Genomic DNA, 20,037 nt, shown 5'->3' on the forward strand with positions numbered 1-20,037 from the left:
ATTATACCTATGAGATGGTTGAAATTCAATACGTGGTGTCTGTTGATTCATTCGAATATTAAAGTTGCATTTTCAAGGAACATTCGGGATGATTTCTTAATCTGTCCCGTAACAATATCTTACAAGGAGGTAAAGGACATGGACGTATTGCAGGCAATCATGACAAGGACAAGCATCCGTAAGTTTACAGGGGAAAGGGTGGGGGACCAGGTTTTGGACCAGATCCTGCGGGCGGGATTCGCTGCTCCATCGGCCCACAACGTGCAGCCCTGGCAGTTCATGATCGTGGACGACCCGGATACGCTGGAGGCTATTGCGGAGGCGCACACCCATGCGAAGATGCTCCCTTCCGCAGGCACGGCCATCGTGGTCTGCGGCGACACCACGCTTCAGCCGGAGCTGGGATTCCTGTTGGAGGACTGCTCGGCCGCAATGCAGAACATGCTCCTGGCCATCCACGGCCTTGGTATGGGAGGCGTCTGGATCGGCATCCATCCGGTGGAGGACCTGGAGGTGGATATGGCAAGGATCCTGAAGCTGCCCGGAGGCATGTTGCCCGTGGGGATCATCGCCCTGGGGCATGCCAAGGAGCCCAAAGAACCCAGGGACAAGTACAATCCGGAGAAGATCCATTACAACCAATGGTAGGCTAAAGGAAGGGACAGGACGGATGCGGCGATGCGGACGTCCTGTCCCTTCCTAAGGTTTGAAAAACCATACGGAATGCTTTGATATATTGTTGACAAAAATCTGCAAAGTGGTTATAATTGAAAATGAAAACGGTTATCAACACGATGCGGATTTTGAAAACGAGTGGGACAACGAATGAAAAGGAGGTGCGGCATGCCTTTGACCAAATCGAAAGCGGGCCATACGGGAGTCGTCAAATCCATCACAGCTACGGAGAAAATCCAAAAATTCCTTTTTTCCCTGGGTTGCAGCGAGGGGCAGGAAATCACCCTGGTTTCCATCCTGGCAGGGAACTACATCATCAGCGTGGGGGACGGCAGATACGCCATCGACAAGAAAATGGCGGGAGCGATAGAACTGGCGTAGAGGACAATTTTTTTTGATTAGCGAATGAGAATGATTATCGATATAACCCTAAAGACAGGAGGAGCATATGAAGATCGCATTGGCCGGAAACCCGAATTCGGGGAAGACGACCTTGTTCAACGCCATCACCGGCAAGACGGAGTATGTGGGCAATTGGCCGGGCGTGACGGTGGAGAAAAAGGAAGCGAACCTGAAAAGGAAATACAAGCTGCTGGCAGGGCTGCAGGACATGAAAGAAGCCGGAACCGGAAAGGGGGACGGCAACCGCCGGAACCAGGTGCGGGTGGTGGACCTTCCGGGGGCCTATTCCATCGCTCCCTACACCAGCGAGGAGGCCGTGACCAGGGACTTCATCCTTGCGGAAAACCCGGACGTGCTGCTGAACATCGTGGACGCATCCAACTTGGAGCGGAGCCTTTTCTTCACCACCCAGCTGCTGGAGTTGGGGATTCCCCTAGTGGTGGCCCTGAACAAGCAGGACGTGCTGAAGCGCAGCGGGAACAGCATCCAGGTGGAAGGATTGGCGGATGCCCTAGGGTGTCCGGTGGTGGAAACCCGGGCCAACGGGGAAGAGGGCCTGGACGAGCTGTTGCGGGCGGTGGGACAGGCTGCTGCGGCCGGAGCGTCCGGCAACCCTGCCTTTGAAGGCCGGGGAGGCGAAGGGGAGGACAAAAAACGCCAAGCCTATGTGAAAGGAATCGTGCAGACCCATCTCCAAAGGAAGAGGGACAAGACCCGGATCACAACGAGCGACAGGATCGACCGCGTCGTGGCCAATCCTTTCCTGGGACTGCCCCTCTTCGGACTGGTGATGTGGGCGGTGTACGCCTTTTCCATCAATGGCCTGGGAGGTTTCCTGGCGGACTGGGTGAATGGGACCCTGTTCGGGGAACTGGTGCCGGATGCGGCCCATGGGTTCTTTGGCGGCCTGGGCGTCCATCCCATGCTGGAGGCCCTGATTGTGGACGGAGCCATCGCGGGGGTTGGGGCGGTGCTGGGCTTCCTGCCCCTGATCCTGGTGCTCTTCTTCTGTCTTGCCCTTTTGGAGGACAGCGGCTACATGGCCCGGGTGGCGGTGGTCATGGACCGTTATTTCAAAAAAATCGGTCTTTCCGGAAAGTCCATCATTCCCATGATCGTGGGGTCCGGATGCTCCATTCCAGGAGTCATGGCCACCAGGACCATCGAGGACGAGAACGAGAAGGTCGCCACCACCATCCTGACCCCGTTCATCCCCTGCAGCGCCAAGCTTCCCATCATCGTCCTGTTCTCCGCCGTATTCTTTCCAGGGAGCACCTGGATCCTGCCCGCGGTGTACGGGATTGCGGGATTGGCGGTGATTCTGGGAGGACTGCTGCTGAAGAGGATCTTCCCCTGGGAGGAATCCTCCACCTTCATCATGGAGCTTCCGGAATACAAGGTGCCGAGCCTGCGCCACGCCTTCCGGCAGATGGTCCACCAGGGGAAGGGGTTCGTCGTCAAGGCATCCACCATCATCCTGGTGATGAACACGCTGGTCTGGTTCATGCAGAGCTATGGATGGAACCTGCAGCCTGCAGAAGACCAGGGGGCCAGCATCTTGGCCGGCGTCGGCGGGCTGGCGGCGCCCCTGTTGCTCCCTCTGGGGGTGGCGGGCTGGCAGATGGCGGCCGCAGCCCTGACCGGGTTCGTGGCAAAGGAGAATGTGGTGGCCACCTTCGCCATCCTCTTCGCCACCGTTTCCGAGGAGGCCCTGCACGCCCCGGGCGGGGTCCTGGCGGAGAACTTCACTCCCGTCACAGGCTTCGCCTTCCTCCTGTTCAACCTCTTCACCCCGCCCTGCTTCGCGGCCATCGGCGCCATGAATGCGGAGCTTGGAAGCAGGAAGTGGCTGGCCAGGGCCATCCTGTTCCAACTGGCTGCCGGTTACGGAATCGGCATCCTGGCGGCCCAGGCGGGAAGCCTGCTGGTCTACGGCAAATGGGCCCCGGGAGCGGTTCCGGCGGGCCTGGTGTTGGGCGGGCTGGCTGCCCTGGCGGCAGTCCTGGTCCAAAGGAACCGTGCGAGGGACGCACAAAATGAGCTGGCCTGTCAGGAGTGATGCGGTATGCCTACAATCATCATAGGAACAATCTTTTTCGTCCTGGTGGCCCTGGCCGCCCGGAAGACCTACCGGAACCTGCGAAGCAACACCTGTCCGGGATGTTCGGCCGGATGCGGACTGGAGAAAAGGGAAAAGTGTCATAAAGGTTCTTGAACACGAAAAAGGCGTCTGCAGTTGCAGGCGCCTTTTTCGCCGGGGGAGAAAATTTCTCTCCCTCTTTGCCCCCCGGAGCGGAATTTTTGCCTGGATTATGGTACAATGTTCTCAGAAATCCAAACGAAGCGGGCAGGCGGATGGAACGGCGTGCCACATTTAAGGAAAGGTTGAGGTGAAACCTATGATACAAAGAGAAGTCAAGGACCTGTCCTCCAAATGGAGATTGTACAACGGAGTGGAGGTTCCCTGTGTGGGATTCGGGACATGGAAGATGCCGGATACGGTGGTGGAACAGGCCGTATGCGATGCCATCGAGAGCGGATACAGGCACATCGATACGGCCGCGGCCTACCAGAACGAGCGGGGCGTTGGGAAGGGGGTCCGCATGTCGGGATTTCCCCGGGAGGAAATTTTCGTGGCCAGCAAGCTGCCCAATGCGGACCACGGATACAAGAAGGCGCTGGAATCCTACCAGCAGAGCCTGGAGCGGCTGGAGATGGACCATCTGGACCTGTACATGATCCACTGGCCGGTGATCGAGGAGCACAAGGACCGCTACAAGGAGGACATCCTGGAGACCTGGAGCGCCCTGGAGGAGCTATATGACAAGGGGAAGGTCCGGGCCATCGGGGTCAGCAATTTCATGATGGAGCATCTGGAACTGCTTGCGGAAAACGGCAGGACCAAGCCCATGGTGGACCAGGTCCAATTCAATCCCCAGTGCACGGAGCCTTTGCTGCGGGCCTACTGTGAGGAACGGGAAATCCTGATGGAGGGATGGAGCCCCCTGATCCAAGGGAAGGCTTTCGAGCACAAGGTGCTCCAGGACATGGCGGAGAAATACGGGAAGACCATCGCCCAGATCTGCGTCCGGTTCGTCCTCCAGCACGGGGTGGTCCCCATCCCCAAGTCCGCCAATCTGGACAGGATCAGGAACAACGGGAATGTGTTCGGCTTCTCCATTTCGGACAGGGACATGGAGGAAATCGCCAAGCTGTCCGTTTACGGCCGGATCGGGGAGGAGCCGGACATCCCAAGGAAGTTCCAGAACGTAGGGTTCTAGGAAACCCGGTTTGAAAGGAGGAGGTTCCATGGAAGCGCATGACCACACCCACACCCATGGCCATGCCAACGACGGCGGCCGCGGCGGGCAGAAGAATATCCGGACGGCCTTCTTCCTGAACCTCACCTTCACCCTGGTGGAGATCGTGGGAGGGATGGCCACCAACAGCGTGGCTATCCTGTCGGATGCGGTCCATGACCTGGGGGATTCCCTATCCCTGGGAATCGCCTGGTTTCTGGGACGATACGGGGATAAGGCCCCGGACCGGAAGTTTTCCTACGGCTACGCCCGGTTCAGTCTGCTGGGGGCATTGGTCAACAGCCTGGTCCTGGTGGCAGGCTCCGCATTCGTCCTCAGCCGGGCGGTGCCCCGGATCTTCCATCCCCAGGAGGTCCATGCGGCAGGCATGATGGCTCTCGCGGTGCTGGGCATCCTGGTGAACGGCCTGGCGGCCTTCCAGTTGAACAAGGGGACCTCCTTCAACGAGAAGGTGGTGCTCTGGCACCTGCTGGAGGATGTGCTGGGCTGGGTGGCCATCCTGGTGGCGGGACTGGTGCTCCTCTTCGTGGACATCCCCGTGCTGGACCCGCTGCTCTCCCTGGGAATCACCCTCTACGTCCTCTACCATGTGGGGATCAACCTGAAGCAGATCCTGCACATCCTCCTGCAGGGGGTGCCGGCCCACTTTTCCCTGGAGGCGGTGGAGGAGGAGATCGGAAAGGTCCCTGGGGTCCTCTCGGTCCACCATGTCCACCTCTGGTCCCTGGAGGGGGAAAAGGCGATGCTCTCCGCCCATGTGGTGGTGGCGGACGGGAGCGGCATCCGGGAGATGGGAAGGATCAAGGGGGAGATCCGGAAGCGGATGGACGGCCAGGGCATCGGCCATGTCACCATCGAAGTGGATTTCGAAAGCGAGGAATGCGGCAATCGGGATTGCCGGTGAGCCAAGGAAAGGAAATGATATGAAAAAGTTTATTTTGCTGCTCCTCCTGGGGGCCGTCGGACTGCTGGGCGCCTGCGGGGGAGGAAGGCCCGAGGATGCGGTGGAGAAGTTCTTCAGCGACACACGGCGCTTCGACCTGGAAGGCATGCGGTCCGGCCTGGCCGCCGGAGAGGCCCATGACCTGGACGACATGCTGCTGGAGGAGAATCCCGACTCCCTCTTGCTGCTGGAATACCTGAAGGGGAATGCGGCCAAGATGACCTACAATGTAATCGGCGCTGCAGTGGAGGGGAACAAGGCCACGGTCACGGTGGAGACCCGGTACGTGGACGCCCAGGAAATCTACCTTGCAACCCTGCAGGAGTACAACACCCGGTCCATGGAGCTGGTCCTTGGGGGAGAGGAGCAGACGGAGGACGTCCTGACCCGCATCTTCATGGAAATCCTTCTGGAGAAGGCGGGAGGGATGGAGGAGCGCTTCAAGGAAGCCACCCTGGAGATCCCCTGTGTGAAGCAGGATGGGGAATGGCTCATCGCCGGGATGGATGACGACCTGGCGGACGTGTTCCTGTCCAACCTGGTCACAGCCGGCCATGCCATGGAAGAGGAATGGGGCGACGTGCACGGGGAGGTGGAAGAGGGTTCCGGGAAAGATGCCGGTGGCAGTGCTAGGGCCGGAATCGATGGGATCCACTTCTGGCTGGTGGGCGAGGTCTGGCCCCTTTTCTCGGAGTTCCAGGGGTACCTGGAGGTGCGAAAGGGCGCCTCGGGAAGGGACCTGGAGGTCGAGATGGAAATCCCGCTGGAACAGCTTGCCCAGGCCATGGCGATGAAGCCTGCGCACGACGGCTTCATCGCTGGGCTAGGGGAAGGATACGGGGAGGTCCAGGCCGTCTGGATGGAACTCTCCCGGGAGATGGACAAGATCCATGGAGGGATCACAGGCGGCGCGGAAACCATCGACACCCTGCGGTTCCAGGAGCTCATGGAAGCCTTCGGCGAGGTAGGCTATTGAAGCGAGAAAAGGAGGGAACGGAATGGATCACAAGAAACTGAGGGACGGGCTGGTTGCCTTCCTTGCCACGGCAGGGCCCATTGCGGCCGCTGAAATCATCGCGGTGCAGACGGCGAAGGACGAGGCGTTGGTGGAAATCGCCGGTCGGCTGGGGTTCGACACCAGGGAATATGAAAGGACGGAGGCGTAGATGGGAAGAGAAGTCGTGCTGTACATCGCCGCAAGCCTGGACGGCTACATCGCCAGGAAGGACGGTTCGCTGGACTGGCTTCCTGCAATCGGGCAGGAGGTTCCGGAGGTGGAGGAAGCCTACGAGGCCTTCTACGGGACAGTCGACACGGTGGTCATGGGTCGGAAGACCTACGAGCAGGTGGTCCGGGAAATCTCCCCGGAGCATTGGCCCTATGAGGGAAAGAAGTGCTATGTGGCCAGCAGCGGGGAACCGGAGGAAGACGGCCGGGTGGAATGGGTCGGCGGGGACCTGGTCCGTTTCCTGAGTTACCTGAAGAGGACTCCCGGCAAGGACATCTGGATTGTGGGAGGAAGCAGGCTGCTGGCGCCCCTGGTGGAGGCCGGCGCCATCGACCGCTACATCATCACCATCATCCCGGTCCTGCTGGGGGAAGGGATCCCCTTGTTTGTGGAAAGCGGGAAGGAGAACAGGCTGGAGCTGGAGGGTGTCAGGCCCCTGGACGGCATGGTGGAACTGCGGTACAGGAAAGGGAATGCATGAGTGAAATCATGCATTCCCTTTTTGCCGCGGATATGGTAGAATGAAACATATTTCATTGAGTGGGAGGAGACAGGATATGGCAAGCATACGGGATGTGGCGAAAAAAGCGAACGTGGCCGCCTGCACCGTTTCCAGGGTGCTGAACGGAAGCGCATCTGTGGCGGAGGAGACCAGGCAGAGGATCGAGCAAGCCATGAAGGAGCTCAACTACATACCGAACGAGCTGGCAAGGGGAATGTTCAAGCAGCGGGCAGGAATCGTCGCCATGCTGGTGCCCAGCATCCGGCACCCTTTTTTTTCCAGCCTGGCGGACCAGATAGAAAAGGAGCTGTACCAGCAGGGGTACAAGATGATGCTCTGCAGCACCGGCGACGACATCGCCCGGGAACGGGAATACATGAAGACCTTCAGGTCCAACATCGTGGACGGAGTGATCATGGGGGTCAGCAATCTGAAGGACGAAGAATACGAGGCGTTCCAAAAGCCGCTGGTCATGCTGGACCACAAGGTGAACGAGGAGATTCCGGTGGTGGTGTCCGACCACAGGACGGGGGGCATCCTGGCTGCGCAGAAATTCCTGGAGGGCGGCTGCAGGAACATCATCCACATCTGCGGACTGGACGCTCCGGAGGTCCTGTCCTTCCAAAGCCACCGGGCTCTGGAAGAGATCCTGTCGGCCCGGGGGGTCCAGGTGAAGGCGGTGGAAATCAAATGGAGCAATTTCGATTTCGACGGATATCTGGAGTTGGCGAAGATGATTCTGGAAAAGAACCCGGAAATCGACGGAATCATGGCGGCGGACCTGCCGGCGGTGGCCTTCCTGAAGGCGGCAAGGCAAATCGGCCGGAAGGTGCCGGAGACCCTTTGCGTTGTGGCCTACGACGGAACCTACGTGGTGGACACGAATCTCCTGGACATCACCACCATCGTGCAGCCGGTGAAGGAAATCGCGAACAGGTCCATCGGGGTGCTGGTGGACCTGTTGGAGGGAAGGCCGGCGAAGCCTGCCATGAACATGCTGGAGGTGTCCTTGCGGGAGGGAAACACGACAAAAAGTCGAATTCCCTCTTGACGGATGCCCGGGCATGGAATATAATGTGAACGTAGGAATGAAACATGTTTCAAAAAGATGCAGGCCGGACTGGCCGCCTCTTTTTGGCCGCTATGAAACATGTTTCATAATAAAAGGAGGATGCACATGTTAGGGAAAAACGGGAAAGTTGTTGCATTGTTTTTGGTTCTTGGGCTGTACATGTCGGCATTGGCCGGCTGTGGGAAAGGCACCGCACAGAAGGAGTACGATTTCTACATCTTCAACGGAAAAAGCGAGAATGCGGAAGCCTTCGAGAAGCTGGTGGAGGTGTACCAGGCGGAGACCGGCAAGAAGGTCAAGCTGTTCTCCCTGGGAACCTCGGATGTCCTCGAGACACTCCGCACGGAGATGAATTCCAAGGAGAAGCCCACAATCTTCTCCATCGGCGCAGGAGCGGCAAGGGAATGGCAGGAAGGCGGATTTGTGCTGGACCTGGCCGAAGAGGGGATTCCGGAGCTGAAGGTGCTGGCGGATTCGATTCCCGAAGGGATGCGCCTGCAGACGGAGGCGGGAGAAAACCTTGGAATCCCCTACAATGTGGAGGGATATGGACTGATCGTCGACAAGCGGATGCTTGGGGAGCTGTTCGGACTGGAGCAGGCCGACGGTATCGTGGCGGATTTCAAGGCGGCGGGCTACGGGGAATTCCGGGCGTTCGTGGAGGCAGTGGACGGGTACATCAAGAACGAAACAGCAGGGACCGTCCTTTTAAACGGCAACACCTACACCCTGGCAGACCAGATGACGGAACGGACGGCCGCCTTGAACGGTGTCTTCGCCGTGGCGGGCGCGGAGCGGTGGACCTATGGAGACCATTTCAGCAACTATGCCCTCAACGCAGTGTTCGGCAGCCTGGCTGCAGCCCGGTCGGCAACAGAGGAGCAAGTGGAGCAGATGCGCTCACCTCTGCGGAAATCCATCGAAGCCTACGGGTTCAAGACCGATCATATCGCCGGGCCGGAAGGGAGCCTCGAGAGGGGACCGGAGCTGATCAATTCAACCAAGACCGGATACGACCAGGTGGTGCAGACGTTCGCCGAAGGCAAAGCGCTGTTCATCAAGCAGGGAAACTGGATCTATCCCAATGTGCGCAAACTGGACGAAACGGTTGCGGAAAACAGCACCATCCTGCCCATGAAGCTGCCTTTTGCGGATGAAGACATCCAGGTGGAGGGACTGACGGCAGAGAAGTTCAACCGTTCCATCCCGGAATTCGTCGCACAGTACTACAGCATCAACAGGAAGGTGGAGGAAACCGAGCAGGTGGCCGCGCAGGAATTCCTGGTATGGCTGAACACCACGGAAACAGGCCAGAGGTTCATCGTGGAGGAATTCGCCTTCGTTCCCTTCAACGCAAGCGCGGACACCCGGCTGGAAAACCCCTTGAGCACCGATCTGATTGTGTACATGCGGGAAGGGAACGTGCTGTCCAATCCTTTCAACGGAGCCCCCACATCCTGGGGCCCGGAAAGCTACGGGAAGTTCATGATGGAAAATCTGCTGGTGAAAGAGGTGTGGACACAGGAAGACGTTGATGCGATGGTGGAAACCTGCATCACCCAGTGGAAGGAACTGAGCAGCTATTAGGCTAGCATCCCCTGTGCATGAAAGGTGGTCCCATGGAAAAATTCTACAAGAAATGGTTTTTGCTGCTGTCCGCACCTGCCGTCATCCTGTTCCTGTTCATCATCCTGATCCCTTTCCTGATGGGAGTCGCCTATTCCTTTACAGGCTGGAGGGGGACCTACTTCGTCGGAGGGGACACCTGGTGGCAGGCGCTGGTGGGGTTCGACAACTACAAACGGATTTTCACTTCCCGCCAGTTCATCGATGCGTTCACCTATACGGTGACCTATACGGTGGTGGCGCTGGCGACCATCAACGTGGTGGCCCTGGGGATGGCCCTGATGATCAAGAGGATCCGTTTCGGAAAAAGTCTGTTCGCTCCGTCTATTTCCTTCCCAACCTGTTGGGGGGGCTTGCCTTAGGCTTCATCTGGAAATTCATATTCGAGAATGTATTCACGGAAATCCTCTTCGGACCCTCCGGTGTCCTGCCAATGGAATTCCTGACCAACATGACCCAGAATCCCACCAAGGCGCTTCTCGCGATGGTGATCATGACGACCTGGCAGTCCGCGGGCTATATGATGATCATCTACCTGACGGGACTGAACAACATCCCCGACAGCCTGTACGAGGCGGCGGACATCGATGGGGCGGGGGCATGGAAGAAATTCCTGCACATCACGACACCCATGCTGATGCCCTCCTTCACCGTGGTGCTCTTCCTGACCCTGTCCAGCAGCTTCAAGCTCCTGGACCAGAACGTAGCCTTGACGGAAGGAAACTTCGGCACCAGGATGCTGGCCCTCCAGATCCTGCGGACGACCAAGGATACAAGCCCGCCCGACTATGGCGCAGCCCAGGCCCAGGCGGTGGTGTTCTTCCTTCTGATTGCAGTGGTATCCATGGTGCAGGTGTACATCACGAAGAAGAAGGAGGTCGAGGCATGAACGGTTGGAAGAAAAAGGCAGTCAAGGGACTGTTGGGCGTGGTTTTGGCGGGAATCGCCGGCTATACCCTGTTTCCCCTGTATTTCATGTTCGTGAATTCCTTCAAGGGGCAGAGCGAAATCGTCGGGAATCCTCTTGGGATGCCCCAATCGTGGGACCTGTCCTACATCAGGAACGCCATCGAGCAGATAAACCTGCTGCAAGCCTTGATGTACACCCTGCTGGGGACGGTGGCATCCCTTTTCCTATTGGTGACGGTGTCCGCTTTGGCGGCCTGGGTCATGGTGCGGAGCAAATCCAAGCTCAGCCAGGTTTTTTTTCGGATCGTCTTCCCGCTGGTGAAGTCCACCACCGTGACGGTCATCATCCTGAACACCATGTGGATCTGGAACGACTACCTCTTGCCGTTCCTGGTCATCGGAAACACCAAGACCAAGACGTTGACGCTGGAACTCTTTTACGCGAGAAGCCTGGCCGGGCAGTATGGGAATCCCTGGGAACTGGTGATTCCGGCGGTCATGGTCAGCTCGATCCCGGTCATCCTTTTGTTCCTGGCCCTGCAGAAACACTTCATTTCCGGCGTTTCGGACGGGGCCGTGAAAAGCTGACGGACACAAGACTTAGGAGGAACTATGGAAACAACGATGGAAGCAGCCTGGTGGAAAGAGGCGGTGGTGTATCAGATCTACCCCAAGAGTTTCTGTGACAGCAACGGGGACGGAATCGGAGACCTGGGGGGCGTGACCCGGAAGCTGGGATACCTGAAGGAACTGGGGGTGGATGCGGTCTGGTTGTGTCCCTTCTACCGTTCCCCCATGCGGGACAACGGGTACGACATCTCCGACTACTATGGCGTAGACCCGACGTTCGGCACCATGGAGGACATGGAGGGACTGTTGGCCGAAGCGAAAAAGCACGGCATCGTTGTCGTGATCGACATGGTCCTGAACCATACCTCCGACGAGCACCCCTGGTTCAAGGCGGCTCTGGGGGATCCCGGGAGTCCCTACAGGGACTACTACATCTTCAAGGAGGGGGAAGCGCCTCCGTCCAATGCACGGAGCCTCTTTGGAGGTTCCGTCTGGGAACAGGCGGGAGAAGGGGAATGCTATTTCCATGCCTTCGACAGGACGCAGCCGGACCTGAACTGGGAGAATCCGCAGCTGCGGCAGGAAATCTACGACATGATGAACTTCTGGCTGGACAAGGGCGTGGGCGGGTTCCGCATGGACGCCATCACCTTCATCAAGAAAGACCTCCGGTTCCCCACCCTGGCGGCGGACCAGGCGGACGGGATGGCGGAGGTGGCCAAATCCTCCCTGAACCAGCCTGGAATCATCGAATTCTTGAGAGAAATGAAAGACAACACCTACGGGCCCAGGAACGCAATGACCGTGGCGGAGGCGCCCGGAGTCCCCTATGGGGATTTGGGGGCGTACATCGGGGAAGAGGGGTGCTTCTCCATGCTCTTCGATTTCAGCTACACGGACATCGACCTGGTACCCCATGCCCCTTGGTATGAGGAGGCGCCCTGGACCTGGGGGGAGTTCAAACGGGCCCTGTTCAGAAGCCAGGAAAGCATCCAGGCGGTGGGATGGGGCGCCGTCTATCTGGAGAACCATGACCAGCCCAGAAGCATCAACAAGTATTTCGAACGGGACGGACTGGAGGAAAAGCATCTTTACCATATGGGAAGCGCCCTGGCCACCCTCTATTTCCTCCTCCGGGGCACGCCGTTCATCCACCAGGGACAGGAAATCGGCATGCGCAACTGCCCCTTCGAGAGCATCGGGGACTACGACGACGTCAACACCCGCGACCAGTACAAGCGGGCCTTGGAGGCCGGACATACCCGGGAAGAGGCGTTGAAGGTCGCCCACCGGAGGAGCCGGGACAATTCCAGGACACCCATGCAATGGGACGGAAGCGACCACGGGGGATTCAGCACCCATACGCCCTGGCTGAAGCAGCATCCCGATTGGAGGAACCAACATGTGGCGAAGCAGCTGCAGGAAGAGGGTTCCCTGCTGTCCTATTACAGGAAGCTGATCGCCTTGCGGAAGTCGGACCGATGGAAGCCCGTCCTGGTCCATGGAGGCATCCGGGAAGTACCCCTGGAGCAGGAACGGATTGTGGCGTACATCCGGCATGCGGCCGGCCGGTCGGTCCTGGTCGTGGCCAACATGGGAAAGGAATCCGGCGAAATCAGGATCCCCTGGACCAGGAGGATCCTGGGGAACTACAAGGACCTGGAAGGGGAAAAGGGGGGAGCCCTGCACATCCGACCCTATGAAGCCCTTGTCCTGGAGATTACCAGCTAGAAGAAAGATGAAAAGCACCCCCCTGGTATGATATAATCATGCCAGGGGGGTGCTTTTCCATTGGCGCCCACCAGCTCGGGGATATGGAATGGAGGTGTGTTCGGAATGGATGATGCGAAAGGAAGATGTCCACGCTGCGGTTCGGCGGATGTGGTGCCGGTGGTCTACGGCCATGCGGACCACGCCCTTTTTCTGGAGGCCCAGGCAGGCAAGGTCCGGCTGGGGGACGGCTGCGATACGGAGGGGCCCACAGCCTTCTGCAACGCCTGTGGCCATGCATGGTACGGCGAAGGGGAGGAAGGCCTGCATCCCGGCAGGGTGGTGTCCCAATACAAGGACCTCTACAAGGTGGCAGTGGGGAACGCCGAGGTCCTGGCGGAAATATCCGGAAAGCTGCGGCACGGGGCGCAGAGCCGGAGGGACTACCCTGCGGTGGGGGACCATGTGCTGGTGGACCGGACGGACGACGCCGGAGGCCATGCCATCATCCATCGGATCCTGCCCCGGACCAGCGCCTTCGTGCGCAAGGATCCCGGCAATGCCGGGGAGGTCCAGGTGGTGGCGGCCAACATCGACACGGTGTTCCTCTGCATGTCCCTGAACCGGGACTTCAACCTGCGCCGCCTGGAGCGCTACCTGGCCATCGCCTGGGACAGCGGTGCCACACCGGTGGTCGTCCTGACCAAAGCGGACCTTTGCCCGGAATGGGAAGAAAGGATGGAGGAGGTGCGGCGGACGGCCCCTGGAGTCGAAGTGGTCCTGACCTCCAGCTTCCGGGAGGAGGGATGGAAACCCTTGGCCCCCTACCTCGGGGAAGGGAGGACCGCCGCCTTCCTGGGGTCCTCCGGGGTGGGGAAATCCACCATGATCAACCGGCTGCTGGGGGAGGAGCGGATCCGGACGAAAGCGGTCCGGGAGGACGATGACCGGGGAAGGCATGCCACCACCCGCAGGGAACTGTTCCTTATCCCCGGGGGTGGGGCCGTCATCGACACTCCAGGCATGCGGGAACTGGGACTGGAATCGGCGGACCTGGACAGGACATTCGAGGAGGTCCAGGCCCTGGCGGAGCAGTGCCGGTTCAAGGACTGCACCCACCAGGACGAACCAGGATGCGCCGTCCGGCGGGCGGTGGAGGAAGGGGAACTCTCCCGGGAGCGTCTGGAAAGCTGGAGGAAGCTGAAGAAGGAAGCCAAGTACGACGGCCTGAACGCGAGACAGATCGAGCAGGAGAAGGTCCGCACCATGTTCGCCGGCTTTGGCGGCGTGAAGAACGCCCGGAACTACATCAAGGGAAAGAACAAGAGGAAATAGGAGGAGAAGCGTATGATGAAAATGCCGGTCCTATTCATCGGCCACGGTTCGCCCATGAACGCCGTGGAGGACAACAGCTTCACCCGGTCCTGGGAGAAGGTCGCCGAGAAGATCCCCCGGCCGAAGGCCATCCTTTCCGTTTCCGCCCACTGGTATACGGAAGGGACCCGGGTCCTGGAGGCGGAGGCCCCAAGGACCATCCATGACATGTACGGGTTCCCCCGGGAACTGTATGAAATCGTCTACGATGCGCCGGGGGCGCCAGAACTGGCCCGCAGGGCCAAAGGGATGCTGCCGGTGGAGGCTTCGACGGACAACAGCTGGGGCATCGACCACGGGACCTGGTCCGTGCTGCAGCGGATGTACCCCGAAAGGGACATTCCCGTCTTCCAGGTCAGCGTGGACGCCACGGCGCCCCCCGAGGCGCACCTGGCCATGGGACGCAGCCTCCAACCCTTGCGGGAGGAAGGGGTCCTGATTCTGGGCAGCGGGAACGTGGTGCACAACCTGCGCCTGGTGGATTTCCACAAACGGGACGGATTCCCCTGGGCGGACATGTTCGACCGTTGGATCCTGGACAGGGTGCGGAAGAACGGCCGCCTGCACCGGCCGGAGGAGGCGGCGGACCATGGGGCAGCGGGAGAGGCGGGCAGACTGGCAGTCCCCACGCCGGACCACTTCTATCCCCTGCTGTATGTGCTGGGGGCGGCGGAGCAGGGGGAGCAGGTGGAGGTCTTCAACGAAAGCCGTATCATGGGATCCGTTTCCATGACCTGCTACCTGATCGGATGAGGCGCCCTGCGGTTTCCAACAAAAGACCGGTCCTGGCCGTAAGCCTCCTGGTGTTTCTGGTCCTTGCCCTCTGGCACGGGCCGGTGACCCGGCGTCATGTGGTGGAGACGGACTCCCCCCATATAAAAAGTCCCGTCCGCATCGTGCTGGTCACGGACCTGCACAGCCACATCTACGGAACGGGACAGGGGAAGCTGCTGGAGAGGATAGCCCGGGAGGAACCGGACCTGCTGGTCCTGGCCGGGGACATCGCCGACGATGTGGCTCCGGACCTGGGCACGGTCCTGTTCCTGGAAGGGATCAAGGGCATGGCCCCCACCTTCTATGTCACCGGGAACCATGAGTGGTGGCGTCCGGACGTGGAGGCTGTGAAGGACCTGTTCGCAAGCCACGGAGTCCGGGTGCTCTCCCAGGAGACGGCCACCCTCAAGGTAGGGGAGAGCCTGCTTGGGATCAGCGGAATCGAGGACCTGGAGATCCTGCGCCTGGGAAAGGGAACGGATCCGGACAGCCTCCAGGAACTGATGGCACCGCTTGCCAAGAGGCCCATGGAGGGATACCAGATCCTGGCGGCACACCGGCCGGAAGGGATCCGGACCTACCGCGGCTATGGCTTCGACCTGGTCCTTTCGGGACACGCGCACGGAGGACAATGGCGCATCCCCCTTCTTCTGAACGGACTCTACGCCCCCAACCAGGGGTTCCTTCCGCCCTACGCAGGGGGAATCTACCGCCACGGGACGACCACCCATGTGGTGAGCCGGGGGCTGGCTTTCAACCCAAGGCTGCCCAGGATCTTCAATCCGGCGGAGGTTGTCCTTGTGGAGCTTGTGCCCGTCCCTTAAGGGCGGAGGTCCTTTCTGCGCTGGCCGAGCCGGGCACCGGACTGGTTCCCGCCGACGGCCCAAAGGAGCAGTAGGGCCATGTAGAGGACGTATAGGGGATTGGGTTCATTCTGCAGATAGAGGCCCAGCAGCAGGACACCTGGAGCGGCCAGCAGCAGTCCCCACAACCAGGCGTGGCGGGGAAACAGGAATCCGCCCAGGAATCCCCCCAGGCCGTGCAGAAGAAGGAGGACGGCGATGGTGGCCAGACGTTCCGCCGTTCCTCCGTCCGCGAAGACGGAAACGAAGACACCGAAGAACCCCAGAAGCGACCCGACGGCGAAAAAGAGCAACCCTGCGACAAACTGTTTCATAACAACACCTCCTGCATCCATTATACCCGGATTCAACGGAAGTGGAAAGGGGGAAGGAAGGAGAAGGGAATGAGCACAGCAGCCACAACAGGAGCGGCCGCGGCAGCCGCCGCCGCCATCAGCAACGCAGTCAAAGCGAACGGAGCCATCGTCTATCTGGCACCGGAAGACTTCCGCAGGATCCTGACCAGGACGGAGTATCCCATGGTCGTCATGGCGGAGTACGGAGCTTTCACAAAAAAATACAAGTACCTGACGGCCTATCAGGGATTCATCTTCTTTGCGAAGTCTCCGGAAAAACTGACCTTCCCCGTGCCGGTGGAGCTGATCCAGACCAAGAAGGTCTGGGTCCCGGACATGTAGGCCCATGGAAGTGCGGTTCTATGCGCCGGGTACCCCCATCCCCAGATGTTCCTACGCCATCATCGCCGCAAGCCACAGGGGCAGGTGGCTCCTGGTCCGGCACCGGGAGCGGACCACCTGGGAGCTCCCCGCAGGGCATGTGGAACCGGGGGAGAGCCCGGAAGAAGCCGCCCATCGGGAGCTCAGGGAGGAAACGGGTGCCAGCAGGTACAGGCTGCACCCGGTCTGCCCCTATGGGGTGGAGGAAGCGGGAGAGGCGGGATACGGCATGCTCTTCTACGCGGAGGTGGAAGCGATGGACGGGGGGCTGGAGCATGAAATCGGTGAAACGGGTTTGTTCGACCGGCTGCCCCAGGCCATGACCTATGCCCGGATTCCCCCGGTGATGCTGACCGAAGTGGTGCGTTGGATGCGGGGGAAAGGATTGGAGATTCCAGGAGGTGGAAAAGATGGATTATGACCGTTTGGTGACCCATTTCGAAGAGCTGGACCGGTCCCTTTTTCTGGAGGGGGAATTCAAGGCCTATGCGGAAGTGGACAGCGCCCTGCCCATCGGCTACGGGCAGACCATATCCCAACCCAGCCTGGTGCTGGAAATGACGAGGCTGCTGTCGCCGGAGGAGGACAGCCGGGTCCTGGAGGTGGGCACCGGTTCCGGCTACCAGACCGCCCTGCTGGCACCCTTCGCCAAGGAGGTGTTCACGGTCGAGCGGATCCGGGAGCTTTCGGACCAGGCCCAGGACAGGCTGGAGGCCCTGGGGTACGGGAACATCCGCTTCAAGGTGGGGGACGGCAGTCTGGGATGGCCGGAAGAGGGGCCCTTCGACCGGATCATGGTCACGGCGGCGGCCGGAAGGATACCGGAAGAGCTGGTGGACCAGATGAAGGAGGGCGGAAGGATGGTGATTCCGGTGGGCCCCCCCAGCATGCAGGAACTCTTGCTGGTGACCAAGGACCTGATGGGGGAAGTGGACGTGGAAGCCATCGAGAACGTCCGGTTCGTGGAACTGAAGGGAAAATACGGATGGAGATGAGGAAATAGCTGCTTCTGGCATCGCTGGGGATTTCGGTCGTCATAGGGCTTCTGTCCAGTATGCTGCCGGCCCTCAAGGTGTCCCGCATGGACCCCTTGGAGGCTTTCCGGTTCATGGGATGAAAAATAGCCATCCGCCTGCCCTAGAGGGGCAGCCGGATGGCTATTTCCGTTCCTTGGCCAAGGATGCTGGAGGCTTGGATATTGCCTCCATGAGCCTCCACGATGGACTTGGTGATGGTAAGTCCGACACCGATGCCTCCGGTGGAGTGGTTCCGGGACTTGTCCACCCGGTAGAAGCGTTCGAAAATCAGGGGAAGGTCCTCGGCGGCGATTCCAATCCCCGTATCCCGGATGCGGATCCAAAGGTTCCCGGAATCCCGCTCCATCCGGATCCGGACGGACCCTCCATCCCGGGAGTATTTCACGGCGTTGGAGAGGAGGTTGTGGAAGACCTGGCCCATCTTGTCCGGGTCTCCGAAGAATAGGGTCGTTTCAGGAACATAATCCACCTGGATGCGCTTGTCCAGCAGGTCCCTTTCGTGGTTGGCCAGGATTCCCAGCACCAGCTGGGACAGGTCGAACTCCTTCTTGTGCAGGAGCAGGTTCCCGTTTTCGATGCCGGAGAGGTCTTCCAGGCTCCCCACCAGCTTCTGGATCCGGAGCACCTCCTCGTGGCAGCTGGAAAGGCGGCCCACATCCATGGGCCAGATGCCGTCGATCATGGCCTCCATATGCCCTTGGACGGAGGTGAGGGGGGTGCGGAGTTCGTGGGCCACATCCTGGGTCAGCTGTTTCCGCAGCTTTTCCTTTCCTTCCAAGGCCTCGGCCAGCTGGTTGATGGCCCCCATCAGCTGCTGGATTTCCGTGGTGCTGGAGGTGTCGGCCAGCTTCTCCGGATAGCGCCCCTCGGCCAGGTCCAAAGCCCTACGGGCGGTCCTGTGGAGGGGGGTGCTGATCCTAAAGGACATGAAGGCCCCCAGGGTTGCGGCCAACAGAAGGGAAAGAAGGCCCATCAGCAGGAACATGCGGTTGAAGGCCCGCAGGAAAAGGAGCTCCTCGTCGTTGAAATAGAAGGGGCCGATGGTCCCCACGGTGAGGGTGCCGATCCGGGTGTCGCCGTCCATCAGGGGATGGAGGGTCTCCTGGTAGGCGCCTTCCCAATCCGCATAATAGCTCTGCATGTTCCGCTGCATGTTGGACATCATGGCTTCGCAAAGGCCGGCGTTGTGGTCGGTCGCCGACCAGACCAGCTCGTCCCGGTCGTCCGCAACACGGATGACCATTCCCCATTCCAACGCCCCCATGCCCGCATGTTCCAGGGAGGTGGGGTCCAAAGCGCCGTCCGCCAAATACTGGCGGAGGATGAGGTTGATGAGTTCCGTCGTCTGCTTCTCCTGGCGCTGGACCACGTAGTTCTTGAACTGCCCCTTCACGTAGGTGTTTGCGGCAAGGCCGGACAGGCCGATGACCGCCAGGACGATGAGGAGGTAGGAGAGGGTAAGGGTGGTGCGCAGGGAATACCGCATCCTTTTCATTCCGGTCCACCTCCGAACCGGTAACCGATGCCCCGCACGGTGGAGATGTAGCGGCTGTTCCTTGGGTCGTCCTCCAGCTTCGCCCGCAGGTTCTTGATATGGGAGTCGATGGTCCTGTCATACCCTGCGTAGTCGTCCTCGAAGGCGATCTGGATCAGTTCTTCCCGGGTGAAGACCTTCCGGGGGCGCCGGGCCAGGGTGAGGAGCAGCTTGAATTCGCTGGGGGTCAGGGAAAGGGAAGCACCCCGCTTCCACACCACATGGGCGGAGGGGTCGATGACCAGTGCGCCGCCGTCGAAGTCCAGCGTCTCCAGAGCCTCCTCCGCCGGAAAGGTGCTCCTGCGCAGGAGGGCCTTCACCCTGGCGACCAGTTGCCTGGGGCTGAAGGGTTTGGTGATGTAGTCGTCGGCCCCCAGCTCGAAACCCTGCAGGATGTTTTCCTCCTGGGCCTTGGCGGTGAGCATGATGATGGGAACGGTGGAGGATCTGCGGATTTCCCGGCAGATCTGTTCACCGCTCAGGTCCGGAAGCATCAGGTCCAGCACGACCAGGTCCATGGGGTGCTCCCGGAAGAGGCGGAGGGCATCCAGCCCCCGGTAGGCCTTGAAGACATGATAGCCGCTGTTCTGGAGATAGGATTCTATGAAGGCGAGGATCTTCTCCTCGTCCTCCACAACAAGGATGTTCTTGGTTTCCGTGTCCATGGGATCCACCTTTCCGTTCCGCCGCCCCGGTCGGGTGCGGCCTATTATACTGGATTATACCATTTTTTTATGGAGATTTCATGGAAAAGGCGGGGAAATCTGCTTGTGCGGGGAAGG

The 20,037-nt window shown here is 59.9% G+C and carries 24 protein-coding genes; 21 read left to right on the forward strand and 3 right to left on the reverse strand.

Annotated elements, in window-relative coordinates:
• Positions 1–138: 138 nt before the first annotated feature.
• The 18 genes from GXN74_RS01700 (at position 139) to GXN74_RS01780 (ending at position 15,929) form a co-directional block, all read left to right on the forward strand.
• Positions 139–648: a nitroreductase family protein gene (locus GXN74_RS01700; protein WP_162369193.1), complete on the forward strand. Its 510-nt coding sequence runs from the start codon at positions 139–141 to the stop codon at positions 646–648.
• Between the two features lie 195 nt (positions 649–843).
• Positions 844–1,056, forward strand: a complete 213-nt coding sequence (locus tag GXN74_RS01705; protein WP_162369194.1) for a FeoA family protein — start codon at positions 844–846, stop codon at positions 1,054–1,056.
• A gap of 67 nt (positions 1,057–1,123) precedes the next feature.
• Positions 1,124–3,136, forward strand: coding sequence for a ferrous iron transporter B (gene feoB, locus GXN74_RS01710; protein ID WP_162369195.1), 2,013 nt, complete (start codon positions 1,124–1,126; stop codon positions 3,134–3,136).
• A gap of 6 nt (positions 3,137–3,142) precedes the next feature.
• Positions 3,143–3,292: a FeoB-associated Cys-rich membrane protein gene (locus GXN74_RS01715; protein WP_162369196.1), complete on the forward strand. Its 150-nt coding sequence runs from the start codon at positions 3,143–3,145 to the stop codon at positions 3,290–3,292.
• Between the two features lie 184 nt (positions 3,293–3,476).
• Positions 3,477–4,358 (forward strand): aldo/keto reductase, encoded by an 882-nt coding sequence (locus GXN74_RS01720; protein ID WP_162369197.1) that lies wholly within the window; start codon positions 3,477–3,479, stop codon positions 4,356–4,358.
• A gap of 28 nt (positions 4,359–4,386) precedes the next feature.
• Entirely contained in the window at positions 4,387–5,301 is a 915-nt protein-coding gene (locus GXN74_RS01725) for a cation diffusion facilitator family transporter (RefSeq protein ID WP_162369198.1), read from the forward strand.
• A 19-nt stretch (positions 5,302–5,320) separates the two neighbouring features.
• Positions 5,321–6,316, forward strand: coding sequence for a hypothetical protein (locus GXN74_RS01730; RefSeq protein WP_162369199.1), 996 nt, complete (start codon positions 5,321–5,323; stop codon positions 6,314–6,316).
• Positions 6,317–6,338: 22 nt separating this feature from the next.
• Positions 6,339–6,506, forward strand: coding sequence for a hypothetical protein (locus tag GXN74_RS01735; RefSeq protein ID WP_162369200.1), 168 nt, complete (start codon positions 6,339–6,341; stop codon positions 6,504–6,506).
• Positions 6,507–7,049 carry a dihydrofolate reductase family protein gene (locus tag GXN74_RS01740; protein WP_162369201.1) on the forward strand — a complete coding sequence of 181 codons (543 nt, stop codon included), beginning with the start codon at positions 6,507–6,509 and terminating at the stop codon, positions 7,047–7,049. It begins immediately after the preceding gene.
• A 76-nt stretch (positions 7,050–7,125) separates the two neighbouring features.
• Positions 7,126–8,121 carry a LacI family DNA-binding transcriptional regulator gene (locus GXN74_RS01745; RefSeq protein ID WP_162369202.1) on the forward strand — a complete coding sequence of 332 codons (996 nt, stop codon included), beginning with the start codon at positions 7,126–7,128 and terminating at the stop codon, positions 8,119–8,121.
• Between the two features lie 126 nt (positions 8,122–8,247).
• Positions 8,248–9,729 carry an ABC transporter substrate-binding protein gene (locus tag GXN74_RS01750; RefSeq protein WP_162369203.1) on the forward strand — a complete coding sequence of 494 codons (1,482 nt, stop codon included), beginning with the start codon at positions 8,248–8,250 and terminating at the stop codon, positions 9,727–9,729.
• Positions 9,730–9,761: 32 nt separating this feature from the next.
• Complete coding sequence (locus tag GXN74_RS14385; protein ID WP_246208550.1) at positions 9,762–10,130, forward strand: hypothetical protein; 369 nt, start codon at positions 9,762–9,764, stop codon at positions 10,128–10,130.
• Positions 10,112–10,657, forward strand: coding sequence for a carbohydrate ABC transporter permease (locus GXN74_RS14390; protein WP_246208551.1), 546 nt, complete (start codon positions 10,112–10,114; stop codon positions 10,655–10,657). Before GXN74_RS14385 ends, GXN74_RS14390 begins: the two co-directional genes overlap by 19 nt.
• Positions 10,654–11,265 carry a carbohydrate ABC transporter permease gene (locus GXN74_RS01760; RefSeq protein ID WP_162369204.1) on the forward strand — a complete coding sequence of 204 codons (612 nt, stop codon included), beginning with the start codon at positions 10,654–10,656 and terminating at the stop codon, positions 11,263–11,265. The genes GXN74_RS14390 and GXN74_RS01760 overlap by 4 nt, the downstream gene beginning before the upstream one ends.
• 24 nt (positions 11,266–11,289) lie before the next feature.
• The gene (locus GXN74_RS01765) at positions 11,290–12,978 is read left to right on the forward strand and encodes an alpha-glucosidase (RefSeq protein ID WP_162369205.1); all 1,689 of its coding nucleotides are present in this window, start codon (positions 11,290–11,292) and stop codon (positions 12,976–12,978) included.
• Positions 12,979–13,083: 105 nt separating this feature from the next.
• Complete coding sequence (rsgA, locus tag GXN74_RS01770) at positions 13,084–14,292, forward strand: ribosome small subunit-dependent GTPase A (protein WP_212505675.1); 1,209 nt, start codon at positions 13,084–13,086, stop codon at positions 14,290–14,292.
• 12 nt (positions 14,293–14,304) lie between these two features.
• A complete protein-coding gene (gene ygiD / locus GXN74_RS01775) occupies positions 14,305–15,084 on the forward strand; it encodes a 4,5-DOPA-extradiol-dioxygenase (RefSeq protein ID WP_162369206.1) in 780 nt (259 codons plus the stop codon).
• Entirely contained in the window at positions 15,081–15,929 is an 849-nt protein-coding gene (locus GXN74_RS01780) for a metallophosphoesterase (protein ID WP_162369207.1), read from the forward strand. The genes ygiD and GXN74_RS01780 overlap by 4 nt, the downstream gene beginning before the upstream one ends.
• On the opposite strand, the gene GXN74_RS01785 is transcribed toward GXN74_RS01780, so the two are convergent.
• The gene (locus GXN74_RS01785; protein WP_162369208.1) at positions 15,926–16,282 is read right to left on the reverse strand and encodes a DUF6954 family protein; all 357 of its coding nucleotides are present in this window, start codon (positions 16,280–16,282) and stop codon (positions 15,926–15,928) included. The two genes, GXN74_RS01780 and GXN74_RS01785, sit on opposite strands and share 4 nt — an antisense overlap.
• A 69-nt stretch (positions 16,283–16,351) precedes the next feature.
• On the opposite strand from GXN74_RS01785, the gene GXN74_RS01790 reads away from it, so the two are divergent.
• The 3 genes from GXN74_RS01790 to GXN74_RS01800 are packed head-to-tail and all read left to right on the forward strand — an operon-like array spanning position 16,352 to position 17,679.
• Positions 16,352–16,645, forward strand: a complete 294-nt coding sequence (locus tag GXN74_RS01790; RefSeq protein ID WP_162369209.1) for a hypothetical protein — start codon at positions 16,352–16,354, stop codon at positions 16,643–16,645.
• Positions 16,646–16,649: 4 nt separating this feature from the next.
• A complete protein-coding gene (locus GXN74_RS01795; RefSeq protein ID WP_162369210.1) occupies positions 16,650–17,105 on the forward strand; it encodes an NUDIX hydrolase in 456 nt (151 codons plus the stop codon).
• Positions 17,095–17,679, forward strand: a complete 585-nt coding sequence (locus tag GXN74_RS01800; protein ID WP_162369211.1) for a protein-L-isoaspartate(D-aspartate) O-methyltransferase — start codon at positions 17,095–17,097, stop codon at positions 17,677–17,679. The genes GXN74_RS01795 and GXN74_RS01800 overlap by 11 nt, the downstream gene beginning before the upstream one ends.
• A 142-nt stretch (positions 17,680–17,821) precedes the next feature.
• Here GXN74_RS01800 and GXN74_RS01805 read toward each other — a convergent pair whose 3' ends face one another.
• Positions 17,822–19,216 (reverse strand): sensor histidine kinase, encoded by a 1,395-nt coding sequence (locus GXN74_RS01805; protein ID WP_162369212.1) that lies wholly within the window; start codon positions 19,214–19,216, stop codon positions 17,822–17,824.
• On the reverse strand, positions 19,213–19,920 hold the full coding sequence (locus GXN74_RS01810) for a response regulator transcription factor (RefSeq protein ID WP_162369213.1): 708 nt from the start codon (positions 19,918–19,920) through the stop codon (positions 19,213–19,215). Before GXN74_RS01810 ends, GXN74_RS01805 begins: the two co-directional genes overlap by 4 nt.
• Positions 19,921–20,037 lie beyond the last annotated feature (117 nt).

Origin of the sequence: Anaerotalea alkaliphila (assembly GCF_010179735.1) — a bacterium.
Classification (GTDB): Bacteria; Bacillota; Clostridia; order Lachnospirales; family Vallitaleaceae; genus Anaerotalea; species Anaerotalea alkaliphila.